Source organism: Cyanobium sp. ATX 6E8, assembly GCF_024346335.1.
Taxonomy (GTDB): domain Bacteria; phylum Cyanobacteriota; class Cyanobacteriia; order PCC-6307; family Cyanobiaceae; genus Cyanobium_A.
The window spans coordinates 43,656-68,644 of sequence record NZ_JAGQCT010000002.1 but is presented as its reverse complement, the minus strand read 5'-3'; the positions used below and the strand labels follow the sequence as shown (position 1 = coordinate 68,644).

The 24,989-nt window shown below is 67.6% G+C and carries 20 protein-coding genes; 16 read left to right on the top strand and 4 right to left on the bottom strand.

Going from position 1 to position 24,989, the window contains the following annotated elements; all coding sequences use genetic code 11:
• Positions 1-58: 58 nt before the first annotated feature.
• From thrS to KBY70_RS02345, 7 genes are all read left to right on the top strand, one after another.
• Positions 59-1,780 (top strand): threonine--tRNA ligase, encoded by a 1,722-nt coding sequence (thrS, locus tag KBY70_RS02375; protein ID WP_254987397.1) that lies wholly within the window; start codon positions 59-61, stop codon positions 1,778-1,780.
• Positions 1,777-2,772 (top strand): glucokinase, encoded by a 996-nt coding sequence (glk, locus tag KBY70_RS02370; protein WP_254987255.1) that lies wholly within the window; start codon positions 1,777-1,779, stop codon positions 2,770-2,772. Before thrS ends, glk begins: the two co-directional genes overlap by 4 nt.
• 42 nt (positions 2,773-2,814) lie before the next feature.
• The gene (gene thrB / locus KBY70_RS02365; RefSeq protein WP_254987254.1) at positions 2,815-3,780 is read left to right on the top strand and encodes a homoserine kinase; all 966 of its coding nucleotides are present in this window, start codon (positions 2,815-2,817) and stop codon (positions 3,778-3,780) included.
• Positions 3,781-3,902: 122 nt separating this feature from the next.
• Entirely contained in the window at positions 3,903-5,492 is a 1,590-nt protein-coding gene (locus tag KBY70_RS02360) for an NAD(P)H-quinone oxidoreductase subunit 4 (RefSeq protein ID WP_254987253.1), read from the top strand.
• Positions 5,493-5,545: 53 nt separating this feature from the next.
• On the top strand, positions 5,546-7,630 hold the full coding sequence (locus KBY70_RS02355; protein WP_254987252.1) for a M3 family metallopeptidase: 2,085 nt from the start codon (positions 5,546-5,548) through the stop codon (positions 7,628-7,630).
• Entirely contained in the window at positions 7,630-8,718 is a 1,089-nt protein-coding gene (locus KBY70_RS02350; protein ID WP_254987251.1) for a phosphotransferase enzyme family protein, read from the top strand. The genes KBY70_RS02355 and KBY70_RS02350 overlap by 1 nt, the downstream gene beginning before the upstream one ends.
• Positions 8,715-9,407 (top strand): DOMON-like domain-containing protein, encoded by a 693-nt coding sequence (locus tag KBY70_RS02345; RefSeq protein ID WP_254987250.1) that lies wholly within the window; start codon positions 8,715-8,717, stop codon positions 9,405-9,407. Before KBY70_RS02350 ends, KBY70_RS02345 begins: the two co-directional genes overlap by 4 nt.
• Here the strand turns inward: KBY70_RS02345 and KBY70_RS02340 are convergent.
• The 4 genes from KBY70_RS02340 to KBY70_RS02325 are packed head-to-tail and all read right to left on the bottom strand — an operon-like array spanning position 9,388 to position 16,275.
• Complete coding sequence (locus KBY70_RS02340) at positions 9,388-9,780, bottom strand: dihydroneopterin aldolase (RefSeq protein ID WP_233128452.1); 393 nt, start codon at positions 9,778-9,780, stop codon at positions 9,388-9,390. The two genes, KBY70_RS02345 and KBY70_RS02340, sit on opposite strands and share 20 nt — an antisense overlap.
• A complete protein-coding gene (locus tag KBY70_RS02335) occupies positions 9,777-11,078 on the bottom strand; it encodes a glutamate-5-semialdehyde dehydrogenase (protein ID WP_254987249.1) in 1,302 nt (433 codons plus the stop codon). The genes KBY70_RS02340 and KBY70_RS02335 overlap by 4 nt, the downstream gene beginning before the upstream one ends.
• A 7-nt stretch (positions 11,079-11,085) precedes the next feature.
• On the bottom strand, positions 11,086-11,982 hold the full coding sequence (locus tag KBY70_RS02330; protein WP_254987248.1) for an ROK family protein: 897 nt from the start codon (positions 11,980-11,982) through the stop codon (positions 11,086-11,088).
• A gap of 27 nt (positions 11,983-12,009) precedes the next feature.
• Positions 12,010-16,275 carry a translocation/assembly module TamB gene (locus KBY70_RS02325; RefSeq protein ID WP_254987247.1) on the bottom strand — a complete coding sequence of 1,422 codons (4,266 nt, stop codon included), beginning with the start codon at positions 16,273-16,275 and terminating at the stop codon, positions 12,010-12,012.
• Positions 16,276-16,340: 65 nt separating this feature from the next.
• Here KBY70_RS02325 and KBY70_RS02320 point away from each other — a divergent pair, with 65 nt between their 5' ends.
• The 9 genes from KBY70_RS02320 to KBY70_RS02280 all read left to right on the top strand — a co-directional run bounded on the left by KBY70_RS02320 (position 16,341) and on the right by KBY70_RS02280 (position 24,909).
• Entirely contained in the window at positions 16,341-16,808 is a 468-nt protein-coding gene (locus tag KBY70_RS02320; protein ID WP_254987246.1) for a Ycf51 family protein, read from the top strand.
• 2 nt (positions 16,809-16,810) lie between these two features.
• Positions 16,811-17,194 (top strand): DUF4332 domain-containing protein, encoded by a 384-nt coding sequence (locus KBY70_RS02315; RefSeq protein WP_094559496.1) that lies wholly within the window; start codon positions 16,811-16,813, stop codon positions 17,192-17,194.
• Positions 17,195-17,256: 62 nt separating this feature from the next.
• Entirely contained in the window at positions 17,257-17,583 is a 327-nt protein-coding gene (locus tag KBY70_RS02310; protein ID WP_315859675.1) for a hypothetical protein, read from the top strand.
• Positions 17,584-17,604: 21 nt separating this feature from the next.
• Positions 17,605-19,161, top strand: coding sequence for a CocE/NonD family hydrolase (locus KBY70_RS02305; RefSeq protein ID WP_254987245.1), 1,557 nt, complete (start codon positions 17,605-17,607; stop codon positions 19,159-19,161).
• A 21-nt stretch (positions 19,162-19,182) separates the two neighbouring features.
• Positions 19,183-19,986, top strand: coding sequence for a DUF3887 domain-containing protein (locus KBY70_RS02300; protein ID WP_254987244.1), 804 nt, complete (start codon positions 19,183-19,185; stop codon positions 19,984-19,986).
• A gap of 42 nt (positions 19,987-20,028) precedes the next feature.
• Positions 20,029-22,353, top strand: a complete 2,325-nt coding sequence (gene glgB, locus KBY70_RS02295; RefSeq protein WP_254987243.1) for a 1,4-alpha-glucan branching protein GlgB — start codon at positions 20,029-20,031, stop codon at positions 22,351-22,353.
• A 26-nt stretch (positions 22,354-22,379) separates the two neighbouring features.
• Positions 22,380-23,450 (top strand): uroporphyrinogen decarboxylase, encoded by a 1,071-nt coding sequence (hemE, locus tag KBY70_RS02290; protein WP_254987242.1) that lies wholly within the window; start codon positions 22,380-22,382, stop codon positions 23,448-23,450.
• Positions 23,447-24,487, top strand: coding sequence for an NAD-dependent epimerase/dehydratase family protein (locus tag KBY70_RS02285; RefSeq protein WP_254987241.1), 1,041 nt, complete (start codon positions 23,447-23,449; stop codon positions 24,485-24,487). Before hemE ends, KBY70_RS02285 begins: the two co-directional genes overlap by 4 nt.
• On the top strand, positions 24,484-24,909 hold the full coding sequence (locus tag KBY70_RS02280) for a plastocyanin/azurin family copper-binding protein (protein ID WP_254987240.1): 426 nt from the start codon (positions 24,484-24,486) through the stop codon (positions 24,907-24,909). The genes KBY70_RS02285 and KBY70_RS02280 overlap by 4 nt, the downstream gene beginning before the upstream one ends.
• Positions 24,910-24,989 lie beyond the last annotated feature (80 nt).

Sequence of the window (24,989 nt, the reverse complement as noted above, 5' to 3'; positions counted from 1 at the left end):
ACCGATCGCCCTGCCCAAAACCAGCGAGAGCGAGCGGTTGCTTCGCATCCGCCACTCGATGAGCCACGTGATGGCCATGGCGGTGCAGAAGCTCTTCCCGAAGGCCCAGGTGACCATCGGCCCCTGGACCGAGAGCGGCTTCTACTACGACTTCGACAGCCCTGATCCCTTCACCGAGGCCGACCTCAAGGCGATCAAGAAGGAGATGATCCGGATCATCAACAAGAAGCTGCCGCTCGAGCGGATCGATGTGAGTCGGGCCGAGGCCGAGAACCGGATCCAGGCCCAGAACGAGCCCTACAAACTCGAAATCCTCGCGGGCATCCAGGAGCCCATCAGCCTCTACACCCTCGGCGAGGAGTGGTGGGACCTCTGCGCCGGCCCCCACGTGGCCAACACCAGCGAGCTCAACGCCAAGGCCTTTGAGCTCGAAAGTGTGGCGGGCGCCTACTGGCGCGGCGATGAAACCAAGGCCCAGCTGCAACGCATCTACGGCACCGCCTGGGAAACCCCTGAGCAGCTGGCCGAACACAAGCGCCGCAAGGAGGAAGCCCTACGCCGCGACCATCGGCGCCTGGGCACCGATCTGGACCTGTTTTCGATCGAGGATGAGGCCGGCGCTGGCCTGGTGTTCTGGCATCCGCGCGGTGCCCGCATGCGCCTGCTGATCGAAGACCTCTGGCGGGATCTGCACTTCAAAGCGGGCTACGAGCTTCTGTACACGCCCCACGTGGCCGACATCAGCCTCTGGAAGACCTCCGGCCACCTCGACTTCTACGCCGAGAGCATGTTTGGCCCGATGCAGGTGGATGAGCGCCAATACCAGCTCAAGCCGATGAACTGCCCGTTCCACGTGCTCACCTACGCCAGCACCCTGCGCAGCTACCGGGAGCTGCCGATCCGCTGGGCCGAGCTGGGCACCGTGTATCGCTACGAACGCCCCGGCGTGATGCACGGGCTGATGCGGGTGCGCGGCTTCACCCAGGACGACGCCCACGTGTTCTGCTTTCCGGAGCAGATCAGCGATGAGATCCTGCGCATCCTCGATCTCACCGAGCAGATCCTCAGCACCTTCGATTTCCGCAATTACGAGATCAACCTCTCCACCCGGCCGGAGAAATCGATCGGCGAGGACGCCGTGTGGGAACTGGCCACCCAGGGCCTGATCGAAGCGCTGAACCGCAAGGGCTGGGCCTACAAGATCGACGAGGGCGGCGGCGCCTTCTACGGCCCCAAGATCGACCTCAAAATCGAAGACGCCATCGGCCGGATGTGGCAGTGCTCCACGATCCAGCTCGACTTCAACCTGCCGGAGCGCTTCGCATTGGAGTACGTGGCCGCCGATGGCACGCGCCAGCGCCCGATCATGATCCACCGCGCCATCTTCGGCTCGCTGGAGCGGTTCTTCGGGATCATGACCGAGAACTATGCCGGCGATTTCCCTTTCTGGCTGGCCCCCGAGCAGATCAGGCTGCTGCCGGTCACCGATGAGGTGATGCCCTACGCCGAGGAGCTCCTCGGCCAGCTCAACGCCGCGGGCGTACGCGCCAGGATCGACCACTCCGGCGATCGCCTCGGCAAGCTGATCCGCAACGGCGAGCAGATGAAGATCCCTGTGCTGGCTGTGATCGGCGCCAAAGAGGCCAAAAGCGGCCAGGTGAGCCTGCGCAGCCGCCGCGATGGGGATCTGGGCAGCGCGTCCGTGGCCGATCTGCTCGCGGCCGCGACGGGTGCCAATGCCCACCGCGCCGCAGGGCTGGGGCTCAGCGCACAGCCATGACCACCCTGCTGGCCGGCGACATCGGTGGCACCAAAACCCTCTTGGCGCTCTACGCGCTAGGGGAGCAAGGCAACCTGAGCCTGCTGGGCAGCGAGCGCTATTCATCGGCCGACTGGGACGATCTAGCGCCCATGGTGCGTGCCTTCCTGGCTGCCGGATCCCACCAGCCCCCGGCAGCGGCCTGCCTGGCGGTGGCCGGGCCGGTGGAGGGGGGGCAAGCCCAGCTCACCAACCTCAGCTGGCAGCTGGACGAGGCACGGCTGGCGAGCGCAACCGGGATCGGCCAGGTCGCGTTGGTCAATGATTTCGCTGTATTGATTTACGGGCTGCCCCACCTCGCCGAGCACCAGCAGGCCCCGATCCGTCCGGGGCGACCTCGGCCCGAAGCGCCACTGCTGGTGTTGGGGGCGGGAACGGGCCTGGGGGTGGCCTACGGGGTGCCGACGCCCACAGGCCTGGTAGCGATGGCCAGCGAAGCCGCCCATGGCGAATTTGCCCCCCGCAGCCAGGCGGAGTGGGAGCTCAAGCAGTGGCTGGCCGCTGCACGCGGTCTGGAGCGGGTGTCGATTGAGCGGGTGGTGAGTGGCACGGGGCTCGGCGAGGTGGCGCGCTGGTTGCTGGCCAGTCGCCACCCGGACGCCGGCCATCCCCTCAGCGCCTTGGTGGATGGAGACGCCTTACCAGCGGCAGTGGCCGCAGCCGCCGCCCGGGGCGATGCCCTGGCGGGCGAAGCCCTGGCACTTTGGATCAGCTGTTACGGCAGTGTCTGCGGCGATCTCGCCCTGGCCGGCCTCAGCCGCGGCGGGGTGTGGCTGGCCGGCGGTACCGCCGCAAAACTGCTGGCGGCCCTCCAGTCACCCGGTTTCACGGAGGCCTTTCTGCGCAAGGGACGCCTCGCTGCCGTGCTGGCCGACATGCCGATCACTGCCGTACTCGATGCCGCGATCGGCCAGTTCAGCGCCGCCTGCCGAGCGCGCATGCTGGTGGCCTGAGATTGGGCGGCCTGAGACACTGGGTCGAGCAGACGTTGTTGCATGGTGCGCCCCCGGGTCGGCCAAGGGGTTGTGGTTCACGTTCCCGCCACCACAGCCAATGTGGGCCCTGGCTTTGACTGCCTTGGAGCGGCCCTTGATCTCGACAACGTTTTCCAGATGCGCTGCATCGAGGGTGGCAGTGAGCGCTTCGAACTGATCATCGAAGGCAGCGAGGGCGCGCACCTGCGCGGGGGCCCCGACAACCTGGTGTATCGCTCCGCCCAACGGGTGTGGAAGGAAGCCGGTGAGGAGCCGGTAGCCCTCGAGGCCCGGGTGCGCTTGGCCGTGCCACCGGCCCGTGGCCTGGGCAGCAGCGCCACGGCGATTGCGGCTGGCCTGATCGGCGCCAACGCCCTGGTGGGCGAGCCCCTCAGCCGCGAGAAGCTGCTGGAACTGGCCATCGACATCGAAGGCCATCCCGACAACGTGGTGCCCTCCCTGGTGGGCGGGCTGTGCATGACCGCCAAAGCCGCTTCCCACCGTTGGCGGGTGGTGCGTTGCGAGTGGTCGCCGGAGGTGCAGGCCGTGGTGGCGATCCCCGCCATCCGGCTCACCACCAGCGAAGCCCGCCGTGCCATGCCCAAGTCGATTCCGGTGGGTGATGCGGTGATCAACCTGGGATCGCTGACGCTGCTGCTGCAGGGGCTGCGCACCGGCAACGGCGACCTGATCACCGATGGCATGCACGACCGCTTGCATGAGCCTTACCGCTGGGGTCTGATCCATGGCGGCAAGGCCGTGCGAGAAGCGGCTCTGGCCGCTGGCGCCTGGGGCTGCGTGATCAGCGGCGCCGGCCCCAGCCTGCTGGCCCTCTGCCCCAAGCCCGTGGCCGAAGCGGTGAGCACGGCAATGGTGCGGGCCTGGCACCAGGCCGGCGTGGAATCGCGCTCCGAGGTGTTGCCACTCCAGCAGGAGGGGAGCCGCTGGGAAGCGCTGCCCGATCAACCGGCCGGAGCCCCCAGCTGAATCCAGCGATCTAAGTATTTTTACTCAACTCCCCTGGGGCGACTGATAGATTCATCGCCGATTCCAACAGGGTCCGATCTCGGTCCTGCCCTGGGAATTACCAGATCTGCAACCGGGCCGTGATGGACGCCAACCTGCCCCTGCTCGCCGCGTCCAGCCTTGCCCTGCCCACCGAGGACAGCGCGTTTCCTTGGTTAAGCCTGATCGTGCTGCTCCCGGCGGCGGTCGCCCTGTTGATGCCCCTGCTGCCAGGAGATGGCAGCGATCCGAAATGGCCGCGCACCCTGGCCCTGGGGGCCCTGGGGGTCGACTTGGCTCTTATGCTGGTTTGCTTCAGCCAGCATTACGACGGCTCCGACAGTGGCCTGCAACTGGTGGAGCGGGTCAGCTGGGTGCCAGCCCTTGGCTTGGAGTGGTCCCTGGCAGCCGATGGCCTCTCCGCTCCTCTGGTGCTCCTCTCTGGCGTGGTCACGCTGCTCTCGGTTGCGGCCAGCTGGAACATCCAGCGCAAAACCCGGCTCTACTTCGGTTTGATGCTGGTGCAGGCCTCGGCCCAGGGCCTGGTGTTTCTCTCCCAAGACTTCCTGCTCTTCTTCCTCGCCTGGGAACTGGAGCTGGTACCCGTTTACCTGCTGATCGCCATCTGGGGCGGCAAGCAACGCCAATACGCGGCCACCAAGTTCATCCTCTACACCGCCACAGCTTCCCTGCTGATCTTGCTCAGCGGCCTGGCCCTCGCCCTCTCTGGCGACACCTTCACCTTCAACCTCTCGGAGCTCTCCACCCGGTCCCCTGGAGGCACCTTCGGCCTGCTCTGCTATCTGGGCTTCCTGGTGGGCTTCGGCGTGAAATTGCCGATGTTCCCGCTGCACACCTGGCTGCCCGATGCCCACGGCGAAGCCAACGCGCCGGTGTCGATGCTGCTGGCGGGGGTGCTGCTCAAGATGGGCGGTTATGCCCTGCTGCGCTTCAACGTGCAGATGCTGCCGGAGATCCACCTGCAGCTAGCGCCAGCCCTGATCGTGCTGGGCATCGTCAACATCATTTACGGGGCGCTGAACGCCTTCGCTCAAGACAACGTCAAGCGCCGTATCGCCTGCAGCTCGGTGAGCCACATGGGCTTCGTGCTGGTGGGAATCGGCGCGATCGATGCCCTCGGCCTCAGTGGCGCCATGCTGCAGATGATCAGCCATGGCCTGATCGCCGCCGCCATGTTCTTTGTCACCGGTGTGTTCTACGAGCGCACCGAAACCCTGTCGATCCCCAACATGGGGGGCCTGGCCAAAGCTCTACCGATCACCTTCGCCTTCTTCCTGGCCAGCTCCCTCGCCTCACTGGCCCTGCCTGGCATGAGCGGCTTTGTCAGTGAGATCACGGTGTTTCTCGGCGTGACGGCGAACGACGGTTTCACCATCGGCTTCCGCGTGATCACGATCGTGCTGGCGGCCATCGGCCTTGTGCTGACGCCCATCTACCTGCTCAGCCTCTGCCGCCGCGTGTTTTTTGGCCCCAGGATTCCGGCACTGGCCATGGTGGGCGACATGCGCCCGCGCGAACTGCTGATCGGTCTGACCTTGCTGGTGCCGACCCTGGCCATTGGCTTCTGGCCCCGGCTGGCGATCGATGTCTATGAGGCGTCCACCAATGCCCTGGCCGAGCAGCTCAGCTCCACCGCCCTGCTCGCCGTGGGCCGGTTGACCGCCCTGGGCTGAACCACGCCACCCCGCTCCAATCGGGTGAAATGGAGGCACTTCCGATCGCACCCATGACCGTGAGCGCTTCGCTGCCACTGCTGGCTGGCCAGGGTCTGCCCCAGTTTGAGGCGATCACACCGGAGCAGGTGGAGCAGGGCATCCCCGCCCTGCTTGATGCCCTCAACAGTGAACTCACGGCCCTGGAAACCAAGCTGGAGCAGAGGCTGGCCGAGGCCACTCCGCTCGCCTGGGACGAGCTGATGGATCCCCTGCACCATCTCGGCGAGCGCCTGCGCTGGAGCTGGGGGGTGGTGAGCCATCTCAATGGCGTCTGCAACACCCCCGAATTGCGGACGGCCCACCAGCAGCAGCAGGGCGCCGTGGTGCAATTCGGCAACCGCGCCGGCCAGTCGCGGCCGATCTACCGCGCCCTCGAAGCCCTGCAGCAAAACGCCGCCAACCTCGATGGCACCCAGCGCCGCATCCTGGAGGCCGAGCTGCGCGACATGCGCCTGCGCGGGGTCGGGCTGGAGGGAGCGGAGCAGGAGGCCTTCAATGCCGCCAGCGCCCGGCAGGCCGAGCTGGCCACCACCTTCAGCAACCACGTGCTCGATGCCACCAATGGCTGGAGTCTCACCCTCACCAGTGAGGCCGACCTGGCCGGCTTGCCGGCGAGTTTGCGGGAGCTGCTGGCCCAGGCCGCCCGGGATGCTGGCGAGAGCGGCTGGCGGCTTGGACTCGACATGCCCCGGGTGGTGCCGTTCCTCAAATACAGCCAGCGCCGCGACCTGCGCGAGCAGGTGTACCGCGCCCAGGTGAGCCGGGCCTCCACGGGCGAGCTCGACAACCATCCCCTGATCGAGCAGATCCTGCAGCTGAAGCTGGAGCAGGCCCAGCGCCTGGGCTATGCCAACTGGGCCGAGGTGAGCCTCGCCTCGAAGATGGCCGGCTCAGTGGCGGAGGTGGAAGCGTTGCTCGACGACCTGCGAGCCGCCGCCTATCCCGCCGCCCAGCAGGAGCTGGAGGCCCTTGCCGCCTGCGCCGCCCGCCATGGCGCCGACGAGGCCGCGGCACTCAAACCCTGGGATGTGAGCTACTGGGCTGAAGTGTTGCGGCAAGAGAGCTTCGACCTCGATAGCGAAGCCCTGCGGCCCTGGTTCTCCCTGGAGCAGGTGCTGCAGGGGCTGTTCGGCCTCTGCCAGCGCCTGTTCGACATCCGCATCGTTGCCGCCGATGGCGAGGCGCCCATCTGGCACAGCGATGTGCGCTATTTCCGCGTGCTCGATGGGGCCAGCGGCCAAGCCCTGGCAGGCTTTTACCTCGATCCCTACAGCCGCCCCGGCAGCAAGCGCGGTGGTGCCTGGATGGATGAGTGCCTCGGTCGCTCCCGCACCCATGCCGGCGAAGCGGTGCTGCCCGTGGCCTACCTGATCTGCAACCAGAGCCCGCCGGTGGGCGACACCCCCAGCCTGATGACCTTCGACGAGGTGGAAACCCTCTTCCACGAGTTTGGCCATGGGCTCCAGCACATGCTCACCACCGTGGAGCGCCCGCAGGCCGCCGGAATCAACAACGTGGAATGGGATGCGGTGGAGCTGCCGAGCCAGTTCATGGAGAACTGGTGCTACGACCGAGCCACCCTGATGGGCATGGCCCGCCATTGGCAAACCGGTGAACCCCTGCCGGAATCGGACTATCAGAAGCTGCTGGCGGCGCGCACCTTCATGGGTGGCAGCGCCACCCTGCGGCAGGTGCACTTCGCCCTCACCGACCTGCGCCTGCATAGCCAGTGGACGCCGGCTTGCGGCCAGAGCCCGGAGCAGCTGCGCCGCGACCTCGCCCGCACCACCACAGTGCTCGAACCCATCCCCGAAGACGCCTTTCTCTGCGCCTTCAGCCACATCTTTGCTGGCGGCTATTCGGCCGGCTACTACTCCTACAAGTGGGCCGAGGTGCTCAGCGCCGACGCCTTCAGCGCCTTTGAAGAGGTGGGGCTCGAGCAGGAAGAAGAGATCGTGGCCACCGGCCGCCGCTTCCGCGACACCGTGCTCAGCCTGGGCGGCAGCCTCCCTCCAGCGGAGGTGTTCGAGGCTTTCCGCGGCCGCCAACCCAGCAGTGAGGCCCTGATCCGCCACTCCGGGCTGGTGGCCGCCTGATGGCTGCTGCCGCCCCGGAGCTGGTGGCCATCGCCGAGGCCTTTGCCCTGCCCGGGCCCGTCACCGCGATTGCGCCCCTGGGCAACGGCAACGTCAACGACACCTACCGGGTGGACACCGCCGGAGGCGATCGCTTTGTGCTGCAGCGGATCAACAGGGCCGTGTTTCCCCAGCCCCAGCTGGTGATGGGCAACCTCCAGGTGCTCAGCAACCACGTCCAACAGCGGCCGATGGCGGGCCAACGCTGGGAGGTGCCCCAGGTGATCCCCAACCGCCACACGGGAGAGCCCTGGATGGAGAGGGGGGACCAGTTCTGGCGGCTCCTCACCTTCGTCAACGACGCGGTGACAGTGGATGCCATCACCACCGCGGAGCAGGCTCGGCAGGTTGGGCGGGGTCTGGGGTTGTTCCACAGCCTGATCAGCGATCTGCCCGCCGAGCAGCTGGCCGACACCCTGCCCGGGTTCCACATCACACCCGGCTATCTAGCCGCCTACGACACCACCCTGCAGTCCACGTTGCACCAGCTCTGCGATCGGAGCCAGTGGTGTTGCACCTTTGTGGAGCAGCGCCGCAAGCTTGCCCCGCTGCTGGAGGACGCAGCAACGGCCGGGCGGCTGCAGCTACGGCCCATTCATGGCGATCCCAAGGTGAACAACGTGATGCTCTGCGCCAGCACGGGGATCGCTGTGAGCCTGGTGGATCTCGACACGGTGAAGCCCGGGCTCGTGCACTACGACATCGGTGACTGCCTGCGCTCCGCCTGCAATCGTCTCGGAGAGGAAGCCGGCGATGGCGAGGGGGTGTGCTTCGACCTGGAGCTCTGCCGGGCCGTGCTTCAGGGCTACCTGGGGGCGGCCCGCGCCTGCCTCAGCGCTGCCGACCTCGACCACATTTTCGATGCAGCCCGCCTGATCAGCTTCGAGCTCGGCCTGCGTTTCTTCAGCGACCACCTGGCGGGCGATGCATACTTCCGCACCAACAGGCCCGGCCACAACCTCGATCGCGCCCGGGTGCAGTTTCGGCTCACCGAAAGCATCGAAGCCCAGGAAGCTGAGATCCGCGCCATCGTCGACGCGCTGCGATGACCAGCACTCCCTTCCGGCTGATCCCCTTTAGCGGCGGCAGTCCAGACAAGGAGCCTGGTGGCTCCAGCCTTCCTGAGAGCTTCACGATCAGCGGCCACCTCAGCTTCATCGCAGGCACCCTCGAGGCCGACACCCTCGAGATTGCCTACCAACTCCAGGGCGATCTGGCCCGGCTGAGCCTCCCCGCTCCCGCCAGCCAGCCGGAGCGGCGCGATCTGCTCTGGCAGACCACCTGCCTGGAGCTGTTCCTGGCCCGCCAGGGAGCCAACGGCTACTGGGAATTCAACCTGTCCCCGGCCGGCCACTGGAACGTCTACCGCCTGGAGGGCTACCGGCAGGGATTGACGCCCGAACCGGCCTATCAGCAACTGCTCTTCCAGGTGGAACAGCATGGGGCAGGCTTCACGACGCAGCAGCTGACCTTGACGCTGCGCTGCCCACTGCCCCCCGATGTGCAAAGACAAGGCGTTGAAAGAGCTTGTGAAACAGGTTGTGAAACAACTGGTGAATCAGCTTTTGAAACAGCTGGTGCAACTGGGGCCACCTCAGTTGAACGCCCAGGGCTGGAGGTTGGCATCACGGCCGTCATCCAAGGTAGCGATGGAACCCTGAGCTACTGGGCCCTGCACCATCCAGCCGCCGAGGCCGATTTCCACCATCGCGGTGGATTCACAATTCAGGTGCCATGAGCCAGCGTCGGCGACGCTCCACCGCCACAACGCCGCCAAAGCCCGGCACCGGAGCGTGGCATTTGCGCAGCTCCAGGCGGATTGGCACCGGCCCATAGAGCTCCTCAGCCAGATCCAGAATCCGCTCGCTGTAATTCTCGAGGGTTTGGCAGCAGATCGCTCGGGCCTGGCACTGCAGGGCCGTGATCAGCTGGCTGTAGTCGAGGGTGTCGCCGAGGGCATCGCTGCCGCCGGCCCTGGCCAGATCGACCGCCAGCTCGAGATCCAGCTCGAACCACTGGCCCTCGGCGCGCTCCACATCCAGCACCCCCACGTGGGCCCAGAGGCGCAAGCCGCGCACCCAGATGCGATCGCCGCCCACCGCGTCGTTCACAACGGCAGGCTGCGATGGCTGAACTGGCGCGCGCCACTGGCGTAGTCGGCGGCGATGTGGCCCTCGCCGCGCAGGCGGTAGCGGTAGGTGACCAGACCCTCCAGACCCACCGGCCCCCGGGGCGGCAGGGTCTGGGTGGAGATGCCCACCTCGGCGCCGAAGCCGTAGCGGAAACCATCGGCAAAGCGAGTGGAGCAATTGAGGTACACCCCGGCGCTGTTGACCGCGGCCAGGAAGCGATCGGCCGTGGCGGCATCCCGGGTGCAGATGGCATCGGTGTGGCGCGAGCCGTGCCGGGCGATGTGATCCAGGGCAGCATCCAGATCGGACACCACCTTCACGCTCAGGATCAGATCGGAATACTCCGTGCTCCAGTCGTCGTCGCTGGCGGCATGGCTCACCCCCAGTGCCATGGCGGCGGCATCGCCGCGCAAGTCCACGCCGGCGGCGGCAAAGGCCGCCACTGCCCGGGGCAGAAACGCCGGGGCGATCGCCGCATCCACCAGCAGGGTTTCGATCGCGTTACAGGCGGCGGGGTATTGGGTTTTGGAATCCAGCGCCACCTTCAGGGCCAGATCCGGGTCGGCGGCCCGATCCACAAACAGGTGGCAGATGCCGTCGGCATGGCCGAGCACCGGAATGCGGGTGTTGTCCTGAATGAAGCGCACCAGGGCGTTGGACCCCCGCGGAATGATCAGGTCAACCAGTCCATCGAGCTTCAGCAGACCCAGGCTCTCCTCCCGGCTGGTGAGCAGCTCCAGGGCATCGGGGGCGACCGCGCTGCCGGCCAAACCCTGGCGCAGCGCCGTGAGGATGGCCGCGCAGCTGTGGCTGGCTTCCCGCCCCCCCTTGAGCAGAGCCCCATTGCCGGAGCGGATCGCCAGGGAGGCGATCTGCATCACCGCATCGGGCCGGGCTTCAAAGATCACCCCCAGCACCCCCAGGGGCACCGTCACCCGCTCCAGCACCAGGCCTTCATCCAGCTCGGTGTGCAGCTGGCGCCGCCCGAGCGGATCGGCCAGCTCGGCCACCTGGCGCACCCCGGTGATGGCGCCATCCAGCTTGGCGCCATCCAGCTTCAGCCGGGCCACCAGGGCTGGGGCCAGATCCTCGGCAGCAGCGGCGCTGAGATCGGCCTGGTTGGCAGCCAGGATGGCGTCGCGGCTGCGTTCGAGGGCAGCGGCCATCGCCAGCACGGCCTGACGCCGCTGGTCATCGCTGAGCTGGCCCAGGGCCATGGCGCTACGGCGCACCTGGGCCGCCCGGGCGAGCAGGTCGGGGGAGGGATCGGGGATCATCGCGCCATCATCCCAAGCCAGGCCCCAGCCGCTCCAGGGCCAGCCGTGCGGCTCCGAGCCGGCCGGCGCCGTTGCCGAGGCTGCAACGCCGAATCGTCAGCCCCTCCCGACTCACCGCCTGAACCCGCTGCTCCACCTCGCTCCACACCGCGGGCAAAAAATGGGCACTGGCGCCACTCAGGCCGCCACCAATCAGCACCAGCTCGGGCGTGAACACATACAGCAGCGAGCTCACGCCGATGCCCAACAGGCGGCCATAGGCCTGCCACACCGCCAGCGCATCGGCATCGCCGGCATCGGCCCGGCGACAGAGCTCGGCTGGATCCACGCTGGAGAGTCGATCGAAGCCACGACGGCTGCAGAAGGCCTCCAGAGAGCCCCGGTTGCCGCTGTTGCAGGCGGGGCCGTCGGGATCGATGCCGATCAGACCGGGCTCCGCCGCCGCTCCCCGATGGCCGGTGAACAGCTGGCCATCCAGCAGCACGGCGCCGCCCACCCCGGTGCCCAAGGTGAGCAACAGCACGTCGCGCACGTCTCGGGCCGCCCCCAGCCAGTGTTCACCGATCAGGGCACAGTTGGCGTCGTTGGCCAGGGTGACGCGGCACTCGAGCAGGGGTTCGAGCCAATCGGCCAAGGGCACATCCCGCCAGCCCGGCAGGTTGATGGCGATGCGCGCCACCCGGCCGGCCGCATCACTGGGGCCGGGATGGCCCACGCCCACCCGGTCGGCCAGACGCTCGGGATCCAGCTGCTGCACCGCCTCCACAATCGCCGTGGTCACGGCCCCGGGCAAGGCCGGCTGGGGGGTCGGCACCTGCAGCTCGGCCAGCAACCCCCCGGCTTCGCTGAAGCGACCGAGCTTGATGGCGCTGCCGCCGAGATCCACACCGATCAGCTGGTTCATCAGTGTTGTGTCATCCGAGCAGTGGCATCAAAAGCGGAAGAACACCTGCAACTGGGTCTGCCAGGCACCCTGGGCGTCAATCGAGCCCTGCAGGTTGAGCAACTCAGAGGCCTTGAGATTGAGGTTCAGCTGGGGGGGCACGTCGGAGCGGTTGGGGGCGGCCAGCACCGAAGCATTGAAGCGCTCCGAGATGTCGAGGCCGATCTCAGCCCCCAGCACCAGCTGGGGGGGAACCCGGCCCGAGCGGAGCTCGGTGGAGCTATTGAGCGACGGGTTGACGTAGGTGGGGTAGAGGGCGAAGCTCAAACGTTGCCCGAAGGCATCGCTGAGGGTGCCGAGCAGGGGGGAGAGCAGGGTCTGACCCAGGGCTGTCGCCAGCACGGTGCCGCCGGCGGCGCCGGCCAGGCCAGAGAGGGTGTTGCCACCGATCAGGGCCAGGAGGCGATTTTCCGAGAGCGGCGGTGAACTGCGCAGCACCAGATTTTCGGCCAGGCGATCCGCCGGACCGCTCACACTCAGGAACACCCGCACCAGATTGAGCTGGTCGAGCGAATTGGTGGCAGCGCCGGCCTGGTAGTCCTGCAGCGACAGGCTGCCGGACGGACCGAGACCGCTGGTGATCGGCAGGCTGTCGGAAACGCGGGTGCGCAACGCGATATCCAGATAGGGAATCAACCCCATCGACGGCGTGAACACCGCCACGTTGGGGGCATCGGGATCGAGGCTGAAGGTGGTGGTGAAGAGATTCAGGCGCCCGCGCAGCAGCCGCACCACCCCCTGCAGCTGCAGGCTGGGATCGAGCCGACCATTGATGCGCAAGGCCCCGCTGGTGCCAAAGCTGGCCAGGTTGGGGATCCCCACGTTGAGATCCGGACCAAGGCTCAGCCGCAGATCGTCGAAGCCCACAAACCGAACGCTGGGTACTGCAGCGCGCAATGCCTCGCTGGCATCGCTCTCCACATCCGGGCCCAGCAACACCAGGGGCTGCTGATAATCCCAGCGGGATTCAATCAGCTCGGCCGGGCTGGCCACCGTCACCGCAGAGCTCACCTCACTGGCCAGGCGCGCGGGCTGCACATTGATGCTGCCGCGGGCGATGCTCACAGCCCCGCCAATGTCGAGGGCTGCCAAGGCCCCGCCGATGCGGAGCTGACCGTCAGCCACGGCCTTGATCCGCGGCAGGGCAAAGGGCACCTCCTTGAGGTCCACCACCAGAGCGGCCTCCTGACCCTCCGCGTTGCGGGCAGGATTGAGCAACCCGAGGCTTCCCTGCCCCCGCACCGAACCCTTCTCCCCCACATTGGCGCTGAACTCCTGAAGCAGCAGCTGCTCGAAGTCGAACAGCACGGTGGCCTCGACATCGCGCACCTGCTGACCGATGAATTGCAGCTGGCCCTCTCGGAAGCGCAAAAAGCCGTTGGCAATCGGCTGGGCGACACTGCCGCGCACCAACAGCTGCAGGTCGCCGCTGCCCTGGTTCCACTCCAGGGCCGGCTGGGCCAGACCAGCCAGGAAGCGCAGGCCATCGTCGCGGCTGGCCAGGCGCAACTCAACCCCCTGCTGCTGTGGATCAAGGGGCACCACCCCAGCGAGATCGACACTGCTGGAAGCTCCTGCCGCCCGCAGGGAGAAATCGAGCAGAAGCCTGGCCCCTTGGAGCTGGATCAGGCCCCGCTCCAGCACCAGAGCGGTGTCCTGCAACCGGGCATCGGCCAGGCTGAGGTTGAGGGTGAGTTCGGGATCGGGGCTGCCCAACCGGTAGCGCCCCCCAACAGACACGCTGCCGCGCAGGCTGGCCGGCACGGGCGTGAGCAGGGCCAGCAGCTCCAGCGGCAGATTCGCCAGGTTGAAATCGCCGGCGCCACGGCGCAGGGGGCCCTGGAAGCGCACCACCACGGGCAACTGGGTCAGCGCCTGATCCTGATCCGCACCAGAGCGCCAGAGATGGGCACGGGCTTCGAGGTCGGCGCGGGCCTCAAGCAGGGTGGGGCCACCCAGGCGCAGGTCGGCATCGAAGCGGCCCTCCACCTCCTGGAGACGCTCCTGGGGGGACTGGCGGCTGGTGCGTTCGGCCCCAGCCAAGGCCAGCCGGGCCTGGGCTACTGCGAGTGCCCGCATCTGACCATCGACGCTGCCACCAAAGGTGTCGATCAGCAGGGTGCCGATGTCGCTGGCGCGGCCGATGATCGCCGGCCCCTCGCCACGCCACTGGGGCCAGGCCCGCACCAGCTGTTGCAGGAACAGCGTCGACAGCTCCCGGCCCTCAAGGCGAGCCCGGAAAGCGCCTTGCCAGAGACCGCTCCAGTCGATGGCCAGGGTTCCGCCGGCCAACGGAGCCAGGCTTGCCTGAGCCTGATAGCGCCGGTTGGCATAGCGGAAACTCAGCTGGACCGACTGCCCCAAGACGCCGAGAAAGATCGGGCGCTCCAGCTGGGCCGTGCCGTTGAAGGCCAAGGGCTGGAGCTCCAGAACACCCTGGCCGCTGAGGCGGCCCTGCAGCGGCTGGCGGCGTTCCTGCGGCCCCAGGGCCAACTGCAGGCCGTCGAGGGGCAGGCGGCTCGCCTGCCAGCGGTAGCCCCGGGGTCGACCCGTGAGCTGCAACAGCCCACCGCCGCGGTCGAGGCGGATCTGGCGCGGCACCCAGCGGTTGTCAAGACGGCCCTCCAACGATCCGACCGGAGCGGGGGCCAGGGCCTCCATCCGCAGGCGCCCACCGCCGGCCGGATCGCCAAACCACTGGCCCTGCCAGGTTTCCCGCAGGCTGATCGGCCCGGCCCCGGGTTGGTCGATCCAAAGGTCGAAGTCGGGGGTGAGGGCCCGCAGGGGGCCACGCACCCGGCCCGAGGCCTGCAGCACCCCCTGCAGCTGGGTGCCCACCAGCAGATTGAGACGCGACAAGGGGTAGCGCTGCAACTCCAGGCTGAGGTCCAACAGCCCTGGCACCAGGCCCTGGCCGGCCCGCAGCGCCAGGGGCAGGGCGCCGCGGGCCGTGAGGTAGGGGCTGGTGAAACGTTGCAGCTGCAGCTGCTGGTCGCGCCAATCGAGGGCGGCCTCCCAACGCCCCAACAGGGGGTTGCTGGCCTGGCCCAGCACCGCTTGGAGCTGGGGCAATCGCCAAGGCCCCCGGGCCGTGAGGGTGCCGCTCACCACTTGGTCGAGCAGCCAGGGGGGGCTGTCGGGTTGCACGGGGAGGTCCCGTGGACGCAAACGCCACTGCCCGGTCAGATCCAGGCGCTGGCCCAGGCGGCCACGGGCCCGCAGCCAGGACCCACCACGGCGCAGCTCCAGTTGGCGCAGCTGCAGCTGGGCGCCATCCCACAGGGCCGCCCATTGCACCGTGCCGTCCAGTCCACGGGTGCCCGGTTGGGCCCAGCGCCAGCGTGAGCTGGCCAGCTCCAGCACCTGGCCCCGGCAGCGCAGCGGCAAGGAGGGCAACTCCAGGCGGCCACCCCCCTGGGCGGGGCACCACTGCACCTGACCCAGCGTCAGCCCACCGCGGCAGGCCGGCAGGCGCCCATCCCAAGCCAACGCAACCGTGCCATCGAGCTGTCCAGCGAGCTGGCCTGGCAGGGGTAAAAGCGACTGCAGCGGATGCAGCGGAAAGGCCTCGCTGCGCAGCTGCCCCTGCCATTGACCCGCCTTCCAATCGCCCTGCCCGTCCAAGGTCACCAGGCCGGCCCCCTGCCCAGGCCGGAGCCGAGCGTTGACATGGAGCTGGTGGCGGTGGGTGAGCAGCGCGAGGCGCCCGGACAGGAGGAAGGTCTGGCCCGGAGGGGTCAAGCTGACCAGGGCCGGATCAGACAGCCGCAGCCGCAGGTCCAACCGGGGCGGCTGGGCTCCAGCAGCGAGGCGGCCCGGCACCCAGAACTGCCCTTTGGCGTTGCGGCGCAAATCTGCCCGCACCCCAGCCAACGTCACCTGCAGCACAGGCAGGCGCTGGCGCAGGCTGGCGAGCGGATCCACGCTGACCGCCATCGAGCCAACGGCAAGGCTGGAGGCGTCGCTCGGCCCTGGCCCGACCCGGCTGGGACCCAAGCGCAGGCCACCCCAGCCCAGGCCCTGATAGGGCCCGAGGGCGACCGGATGGCCCAGAAGCTCGGTCAACGGCCGCTCCAGCCGGGGCTTCCAGTGCCCGTAAAGGCGTCGCAGAGCGAGGTCGCCGCCCCACACCACCAACCCGCAACCTCCACCCAGCACCGCCAGAGCCACCCACACCCGGGCCCGATCAGAGCGGGGCGACCGGATTGGAGGTGGAGTGCTCGGACCGGGCTCCTGCTCTGGCAACACCGCCATCCCCGTGGGCTGCCACTGCCAGCGTCGGGCGCAATATAAAGGCCCAGAACCAACCTTCCAGCCCCATGGCCGCGGATCCGATCCTGTTCACAGCGGGCCAATGGCTGGGGGCCGCCAGCGGCGTGCTGGCTCTGGCCACGGTGGTGGGCTACCTGAGCCGCTGGGGGATTCGCTTCCGCCTGGTGGGAGTCACCAGCTTCACGGCCCTGCTGGCGGTGTCCTGCCTGGCCTTCGCGATCAGCTACACGCCGCGGGTGCAGCTGGAGGGGGCGGTGAGCGTGCCGGTGGTGTTTGACAACGGCAGTGATCTGGTGATTGCAGCGGCCCCGGCCGACCTTCCCCCAGAGGCGGAAGCGCCCACCGTGCAACAGGTGGCCCAAAACCTGCGCGGCAGTGGCCGCAGCAGCGCCGATGGGCTCGTGCACGTGCGCCTGCGGCGGATTGAGACGGTGGCTCCAGGGCTGAGCAAGCCGGTGGTGCTGGCTGAGGCCACCCGCAGCCTGGATGGCGGCACAGTTGAGCTGCTCCCCTGACGATGTGGCAGCTTCCAGCCCATTTCCAGCGGGAGCAGCGCCAGCTGGAGGCCGCTGGGATCGTGAGCTGGGAGCAGCTGGCGGGCCTGCTGGATGCCGACCTGCGCCGCCTGGGCCGTAGCGGCGGAGCCAGTGAAGCTCGCCTGACCAAGCTGCGGGGCCAGGCCCGGCTGGTGGTGGAGGTGGGGGTGGAGCCGCCCGAGGCCGCCTTGCTGCTTTACGCCGGCATCGCCAACCGGGCCGGGCTGGCGGAGGCAGATCCACACAGGCTGCTGGTGCAGATGGGGCGGCTGCAACGCAGCTTGACCGGCATGGCAGCCCCAATGGTCGATCTGGTCACCCTGCAGAGCTGGATCCAGCGGGCCCGACGCCGCCCAACAAACTGATCCAGGCGGCCCGCCACCCGGTGCGCCAAGTCGCTGAAATAGATGTATCAGGGGTCTCTGCCATGGTGACCACCCGCGATTTCCTTCTGTTCAGGCTCCGCCAAAGGCTTTCACCGAGCCTGGCGTCTGTGCTGCTGGGCCTGCTTTCGGGTCTCGTTGCGGTGCCAAGCGCCGTGCAAGCCCAATCGGCCCTGCTGGAATCGGTCAAGCAAAATCCTGCCCGTGCCAAGGCGCTGTGCGGCCAACTGCGCAGCTTCAATGCCCAGGGTCTGGCCGCCACCTCGCCCGCCGCGGTTGCCCAGATCGCCCGCCAGGAAAATCTCAGCCCCATGGATGCCGAGGTGCTCACCACCTACGTGATCGGGCTCTACTGCCCAGACGTGCACTGAGTGCGCTGGCGGGACGCGGACATGGCCTGCCGGGACGGCATCCGGCTCGTCAGCCGCCTCTGGTATCCGGAAGCAGACGGCCCCTGGCCGGTGCTGTTGATGCGCCAGCCCTACGGCCGGGCGATCGCCTCCACCGTCACCTACGCCCATCCCAGCTGGTACGCCGCCCACGGCTTCCTGGTGGTGGTGCAGGACGTGCGGGGCCGGGGCGCATCCGAAGGGGAGTTCCTGGGTTTTGCGCAGGAGGCCGCCGATGGCACCGACACCGTCCGCTGGGCCCGCCAACTCGAGGGCAGCAACGGTCGGCTGGGCTGTTACGGCTTCTCCTATCAGGGGCTGACCCAGCTGCTCAGCGACGATCCCACGGCCATCCCCGACTGCCTGGCTCCGGCCATGGCCGGCCTGGATGAGCAGCGCGACTGGGCCAGCGAAGGGGGCGCCCACTGGTGGGCCCTCGGGCTGGGCTGGGGCTTGCAACTGGCGGCACAGCGCTGCCAGAGGCAGGGCGATGGGGCCGGATGGCAGGCCATCCGCGCCAGCCTCACCAGCGGGTCCTTTCTGCACGACGGGCTGGAGCTGCTCGCCCGCCACGATCCCGAGGGAATGGCCTACCGCTGGCTGCAACAGCCCGCCGCCCCCGAAGGCCAAGCCGTGCTGCATCAACCGCCCGACGCCCTGCTCGCCCGCCCCATGCTGCTGATCGGCGGCTGGCATGACCCCCACCTGCGCGGAATTCTGGAGCTCTGGCGCCGCTGCAAGGCAGCCGGCGCCACGCCCTGGCTGCGGATTGGCGCCTGGACCCACCTGGATTGGGATGGAGGGATCGACCGGCTGCAGCTGGCGTTTTTTCAGCACCACCTGCAACATCAGAACGCCGCAGCGGAGCTCGGGGCGCCGGTGCTGCTGCAGGACATCCGCAGCCGCCAGTGGCAGGCGCCCGCGGCCCTAGCGGAGCAGCCCAGCTGGGGCCTGCGCAGCGGCGGGTTGGCCGCCATTGATGCCACAGAGGGCGAGCTGATGCTGGGGCAATCCGGCAGCGGCAGTGTCACCGTGGTGCACGACCCCTGGCGGCCCGTTCCCGGTCGCGGCGGCCATCTTGGGCTCGACGCCGGGCCCTGTGAGCGCAGCGACCTTGACCGCCGCGGCGATGTGGTCTGCTTCACCAGCGCCCCGCTAGCCGAGCCGCTCAACCTGGAAGGACGGCCCCAGCTGCGGCTCCGCGTGGAAGCCGACCAACCCAGCTTTGATCTCTGCGCCGCCCTGTCGGTGCTGGACCGCGACGGCAGCGGCGTGCACCAGCTCTGCACCGGTGTGGGCCGGTTTCAACAGCAACAGGGCAGCAGCGCCGCGCTTCAACTGGAGCTGCAGCCGCTCGTTGCCCACCTCGAGAAGGGGCATCGGTTACGACTGTCGCTGGCGGGCTCAGCCTGGCCCCAGATCGCCGTGAATCCGGGCGATGGCAGCCTGCCGCAAGGGCCAAGTGGCCCCCGGCATCGGGTGATCAGCCTGGGGCTGGATCTGGCAGGAGCCCAATTGCGGCTGCTGCCTCTACTGGACGCAGAAGTTGGGGCAAACTGAGCCAACCCTCTAGCCGCTCCAATGCTGATGCGCCGCCTGCGCTCCGCCCCCCAACCCGTTGCCCTGGGGCTGCTGGCCCTCGCCACCGGCCTCAGCATCGGCTTGTCCGCGATGCCCGGAACCCCGGGATCAGCAGCGCGGGCTCAGGCGCAGGCTCAACCCCAGAGCAGCAGCGCAACCCTGCCAGCCCTCAGCGTCGAGCAGGCCCGAGCTGCCGCCAACCGCATCCTTGAAGCGGTGAGGAGCGGCGACGCCAACCTGCGCTACAGCCAGTTCTCCGACGAGCTCAAGGCGGTGAGCAGCCCGTCGATGGTGGCCGCCACCATGCGCACCCAACCCAAATTGCGGCGCTGGACGCTGCTCAGCGTGCGCAGCGGCCTGCGCAGCACCACGGTGGAGGCCAGCCTGATCACCAGCAAGGGCCAACAGGATCTCTTCATGGTGCTCAACGATGCGGGCCAGCTCACCGGCTATCACATCGACCTCACCGACGAGGCCGCCAGCCTCGTGGCGCGAGACTTCGTTACCGCCCTCAGCCAGGGGCACTTCATCACCGCCCGCAGCTTCCTGAGCCTGCCGATGCAGGCGGAAATCCCAGCTGAGCGGCTGCAGCTGCGCTGGCAGGAACTGGAGCGGCAGACCGGGTCCTTTGTGCGCATCCTCAAGGCCGTGGAAGCCGACAGCAGCAGCGACCAACGGTTGGTGTTGGTCCACACCAAATTCAACCGGCTGAGCGATTCCCTGTTTGTGATCCTCAACAGCAACAACGAGATCATCAACGTCGATTTCCCCAACGACCCAACCGCCCCAAAGCCGGTTCGCTAAAGAAAAAGCCGCCTAAGCTCGCGGCCAGAACGCCGTTGGTACATGTCCTTGCTCAGCCTTGACTGGATGGTGCAGGACGCCGAACGGCTGGCCGAATGCCGCCACGACCATCCCTTCGCCGTGCTGGGCCCCCAGCCGCTCGACAGCGGCGCCTGGGTGGTACGCATCTGGATGCCGGAAGCTGAGCGCGTTGAGCTGCTGCTCGACGGCCAGACCCTGGCGATGGCCAGCCCCAACCATCCCTGGATCTTCGAGGCCCAACTCGAACGCGATCCCGGCACGGGCTATCAGCTGCGGGTGTTGCGCGGTGGCATCGAGCACGTGCAGCACGACCCCTGGTCGTTCCGCCATGAATGGATGGGCGAGCTCGATCGGCTGCTGTTTGCCGAGGGCAACCACCACCACATCTGGCGCCGGATGGGCGCCCATCTCACCGAGCACAACGGCGTCAGCGGCGTGCAGTTCTGCCTGTGGGCACCCAATGCCCGCAGCGTTGCGGTACTGGGGAATTTCAACAGCTGGGATGGCCGCCATCACCCGATGCAGGCGCGGGTTGGGGGCTCCTGGGAGTTGTTCATCCCAGGGCTCCATCCCGGCGAGATCTACAAATACGAAGTGCGGGCCCAGAACGGCCATTGCTACCAGAAGGCCGATCCCTACGGCTTCCGCCACGAAGTGCGGCCCAACAACGGCTCGATCATCGAAGCCCCCTCAGGTCACCAGTGGAGCGACAGCGCCTGGATGGCGGAGCGGGACAGCCGCAACCCCCTGGATCAACCGGTGTCGGTGTACGAGATGCACCTCGGCAGCTGGATGCATGCCGCCGCTGATGCGCCCTACATCGAAGCCGACGGCACTCCGCGCGCACCCGTGCCCGCCGCGGACCTCAAGCCCGGCGCTCGCCTGCTCACTTACCCGGAGCTGGCCGATCGGGTGATCCCCTATGTGAAGGCCCGCGGCTTCACCCACATCGAACTGATGCCCATTTCGGAGCATCCCTTCGATGGCTCCTGGGGCTACCAGGTGACGGGCTGGTACGCCCCCACCAGCCGTTTCGGCACCCCGGATGAGTTCCGCGCCTTCGTGGACCGCTGCCATGCCGAGGGCCTCGGCGTGATCCTCGACTGGGTGCCGGGCCACTTCCCGAAAGATGCCCACGGCCTGGCCTTCTTCGATGGCGCCCACCTCTATGAGCACGCCGATCCCCGCATCGGCGAGCACAAGGAATGGGGCACGCTGATCTTCAACTACAGCCGCAACGAAGTTCGCAACTTCCTGGTGGCGAACCTTGTTTACTGGTTTGAGGAATTCCACATCGATGGCATCCGCGTTGATGCGGTGGCCTCGATGCTCTACCGCGACTACCTCCGTCCCGACGGCGAATGGCTGCCCAACGAACACGGCGGCCGCGAGAACACCGAGGCGGTGCAGTTTCTGCAGCAGGCCAACCACGTGCTGTTCGAGCACTTCCCAGGAGCCCTCTCGATCGCCGAGGAATCCACCACCTGGCCGATGGTCACCCAGCCCACCAACATCGGCGGCCTCGGGTTCAACCTCAAGTGGAACATGGGCTGGATGCACGACATGCTCGATTACTTCGAGCTGGATCCCTGGTTCCGCCAGTACCACCAGAACAATGTGACGTTCTCGATCTGGTACGCCTTCACCGAGAACTTCATGCTCGCCCTCAGCCACGATGAGGTGGTGCATGGCAAGAGCAACCTGCTGCACAAAATGCCTGGTGATGACTGGCAGAAGTTCGCCAACGTGCGTGCCCTGCTGGCTTACATGTGGACTCACCCCGGCAAGAAGACGATCTTCATGGGGATGGAGTTCGGCCAACGGGCCGAATGGAACGTGTGGGGTGATCTGCAGTGGGACCTGCTGCAACACGATGCCCACCAGGGCCTGCAGCGCCTCGTCGACGACCTCAACGTTTTCTACAAATCAGAACGTGCACTCTGGGGCGATGACTTCAGCGAGTTTGGATTCCAGTGGATCGATTGCAACGACAACCGGCACTCGATCATCAGTTTTATGCGCCGCGAAAGCGCCACCGGCCGCTGGGTCGTGGTGGTGGCCAACTTCACCCCCCAGAGCCATTCCCATTACCGGGTGGGGGTGCCGCTGGAGGGCTTCTACGAGGAGGCGTTCAACACCGATGCCGAGCGTTATGGCGGCAGCAACCTGGGCAATCTGGGCGGCAAGTTCACCGACGAGTGGGGCATCCACGGCTACGAGCAATCGCTCGATCTCTGCCTGCCGCCCCTGTCGGTGCTGGTGCTCCGCCGTGACGAAAAGCGCAGCCAGGAACGGGTTGAGGACACCTGTGACGAAGCCGCCGAAACCGGGGCCCCGCTCGGGTAGGTTCTCGCTTCGCCTTGCTTGCACCCATGACCGAAACCGCTCCCCTGCTGCTGCGCGCCGCCCGAGGTGAGCAGGTGGAGCGGCCGCCGGTGTGGATGATGCGCCAGGCAGGCCGCTACATGAAGGTGTACCGCGACCTGCGCGACCGCCATCCCGGCTTCCGGGAGCGCTCGGAGAACCCCGATCTCTCCTACGAGATCTCGATGCAGCCCTTCGAGGCGTTCAAGCCCGATGGGGTGATTCTGTTCTCTGACATCCTCACGCCCCTGCCGGGCATGGGGATCGACTTCGACATCGTGGAGAGCAAAGGTCCCCTGATTGAGGACCCGATCCGCACCATGGCCCAGGTCGAAGCGCTTCGCCCCCTGCAGCCGGGCGAGAGCATGCCATTTGTGGGCGAGGTGCTCACCCGCCTGCGCCAGTCGGTGGGAAATGAGGCCGCCGTGCTCGGGTTTGTTGGTGCTCCCTGGACCCTGGCCGCCTACGTGGTGGAGGGCAAGAGCTCCAAGAACTACGCGGTGATCAAGGCCATGGCCTTCCAGGAGCCGGCCCTGCTGCACAAGCTGCTCAACCACTTCGCTGAATCGATTGCGGCCTATCTGCGCTACCAGATCGACTCCGGCGCCCAGGTGGTGCAGATGTTCGATTCCTGGGCCGGCCAGCTCAGCCCCATGGACTACGACACCTTCGCCGCGCCCTACCAGAAGAAGGTGGTGGATCTGGTCAAGCAGACCCACCCCGACACCCCCTTCATCCTCTACATCTCCGGCAGTGCCGGCGTGATTGAGCGGATGGCCCGCACGGGTGTGGACATCGTGTCTCTCGACTGGACCGTGGACATGGCCGAGGGCCTAGCCCGCCTGCCTGAGCACGTGGGCGTGCAAGGCAACGTGGACCCCGGCCTGCTGTTCGGCACCCCCGAGGCCATCCAGGCCCGCATCGACGACACCGTGCGCAAGGCCCGCGGCCGCAAGCACATCCTCAACCTGGGACACGGGATCCTGCCCGGCACCCCGGAGGAGAACGGCCAGTTCTTCTTTGAGGCCGGCAAGAGCGTGATGGATCGCCTCGGCGAGCAGCGGGGAGCACTGACTTGAGCGACCCGTCGGCGGCGCCCTCCCAACCCTGTCGCAGGCCCCAGCGGATCCTGATCACCGGAGCCTCGGGCTGCGTGGGTCAGCACATCGCAGCCCAGCTTTACCGCGAGAGCGACGCCGACCTGCTGCTGCTGCTTCGAGATCCCGCCAAGCTCACGGCGGTGCCGGCGCACGATCCCCGCATCACCCTGCTGGTGGGCGACCTGCGGGAGCTCACCCCCCATGCCGGCGCCATTGCGACGGCCACCCGGGTGATTCACACCGCGACCGCCTGGGGCGATCCCGTGCGGGCCCAGCAGGTCAACGTGGAGGCGGTCAAGCAACTGCTGTCCTTCACCAGCCCCGAATGGCTGGAGCAGGTGATCTATTTCTCCACGGCCTCGATCCTCGATCGCCAGCTGCAACTGCTGCCCGAGGCCGAGGCCTACGGCACCGAATACATCCAGACCAAAGCCCTTTGCCTCCAGCAATTGGAGGTCCACCCGCTGGCCGCCAAGGTGGTGGCCGTCTTCCCCACCCTGGTGTTCGGCGGCCGTGTGGATGGGCAGGGCCCCTTCCCCACCAGCTACCTCACGGCCGGGCTCAGCGAAGCCTGCCGCTGGCTTTGGCTGGCGAAGTGGCTGCGGGCCGATGCCAGCTTCCACTTCATCCACGCCGCTGACATCGCCCAGGTGTGCGTCCACCTGGCCACCCAGCCTCACCAGAGCAACCCGGAGCCGGGCCAGGGGGCCGTGCGCCGCTTGGTGCTGGGGCAGGCCGCGATCACGGTCAACGACACCGTGGCCCAGCTGTGCCGCTGGCGCCGCAGCTGGCGGCCACCGCTGGGCCTCGACCTGCAGGGCTGGCTGATCGAGGCCCTGATCAAGCTGCTGCGCATCGAGGTGAACGCCTGGGATCGCTTTTCGATCCGCCAGCGTCACTTCGTGCACGAACCGGTGAGCCCGCCGGAGCGGTTTGGCCTAGTGAGCCATGCCCCCACCCTGCAGGCCGTCTTCGACGTATCGGGCCTGCCCCACCGCGGCCTGCCCAAGCCATGAACCCGTCCGGCCTGCGCCGGCTGCTCGCCGCCCTGCTGCTTGGGCTCGTGGTGTTGGGGCTCGTGCTGCCGTGGTCAGGCCAGCAGGCTCAGGCGACCACAAACCAAGCGACCATAGACCAGGCAGCCACGGCCGTGATGCGGCTGGGCAGCGAGGAGGGATTTCTGGTGTTCCAACCCGAGCGCCTGACGATTGCAGCGGGTGAGCGGGTGCGGTTTGAAGTTGGCGGGCTTGGCCCCCACAACCTGATTGTGGACAGCCACCCCGAATGGAGCCATGAGCCGCTGAGCTTTGTTGTTGGCGAGAGCTGGGACCAGCAATTCGACACCCCGGGCCGCTACGCCATCTGGTGCGAGCCGCACCGGGCTGCGGGCATGACCGGCGAAATCAACGTGGTGGCCGCTGAAAACGCAACCGAATGACCCCGAGAGTGTGTGGCAAATGTTGCGAACCTGGCTGGCAAGGGTCACAGCAGCGCCGCTCCCAGTTTAATTTTGGCGGG

Coding starts and splice junctions, on each gene's coding strand:
- KBY70_RS02335 (WP_254987249.1), bottom strand. CDS start 11,078: ATGATCCCCGATCCCTCCCCCGACCTGCTCGCCCGGGCGGCCCAGGTG.
- KBY70_RS02320 (WP_254987246.1), top strand. CDS start 16,341: ATGGCCGCGGATCCGATCCTGTTCACAGCGGGCCAATGGCTGGGGGCC.
- KBY70_RS02325 (WP_254987247.1), bottom strand. CDS start 16,275: ATGGCGGTGTTGCCAGAGCAGGAGCCCGGTCCGAGCACTCCACCTCCA.
- glgB (WP_254987243.1), top strand. CDS start 20,029: ATGTCCTTGCTCAGCCTTGACTGGATGGTGCAGGACGCCGAACGGCTG.
- KBY70_RS02315 (WP_094559496.1), top strand. CDS start 16,811: ATGTGGCAGCTTCCAGCCCATTTCCAGCGGGAGCAGCGCCAGCTGGAG.
- KBY70_RS02305 (WP_254987245.1), top strand. CDS start 17,605: ATGGCCTGCCGGGACGGCATCCGGCTCGTCAGCCGCCTCTGGTATCCG.
- KBY70_RS02330 (WP_254987248.1), bottom strand. CDS start 11,982: ATGAACCAGCTGATCGGTGTGGATCTCGGCGGCAGCGCCATCAAGCTC.
- KBY70_RS02345 (WP_254987250.1), top strand. CDS start 8,715: ATGACCAGCACTCCCTTCCGGCTGATCCCCTTTAGCGGCGGCAGTCCA.
- KBY70_RS02360 (WP_254987253.1), top strand. CDS start 3,903: ATGGACGCCAACCTGCCCCTGCTCGCCGCGTCCAGCCTTGCCCTGCCC.
- thrS (WP_254987397.1), top strand. CDS start 59: ATGAGCCACGTGATGGCCATGGCGGTGCAGAAGCTCTTCCCGAAGGCC.
- KBY70_RS02300 (WP_254987244.1), top strand. CDS start 19,183: ATGCTGATGCGCCGCCTGCGCTCCGCCCCCCAACCCGTTGCCCTGGGG.
- KBY70_RS02355 (WP_254987252.1), top strand. CDS start 5,546: ATGACCGTGAGCGCTTCGCTGCCACTGCTGGCTGGCCAGGGTCTGCCC.
- glk (WP_254987255.1), top strand. CDS start 1,777: ATGACCACCCTGCTGGCCGGCGACATCGGTGGCACCAAAACCCTCTTG.
- hemE (WP_254987242.1), top strand. CDS start 22,380: ATGACCGAAACCGCTCCCCTGCTGCTGCGCGCCGCCCGAGGTGAGCAG.
- thrB (WP_254987254.1), top strand. CDS start 2,815: ATGGTGCGCCCCCGGGTCGGCCAAGGGGTTGTGGTTCACGTTCCCGCC.
- KBY70_RS02310 (WP_315859675.1), top strand. CDS start 17,257: ATGGTGACCACCCGCGATTTCCTTCTGTTCAGGCTCCGCCAAAGGCTT.
- KBY70_RS02280 (WP_254987240.1), top strand. CDS start 24,484: ATGAACCCGTCCGGCCTGCGCCGGCTGCTCGCCGCCCTGCTGCTTGGG.
- KBY70_RS02350 (WP_254987251.1), top strand. CDS start 7,630: ATGGCTGCTGCCGCCCCGGAGCTGGTGGCCATCGCCGAGGCCTTTGCC.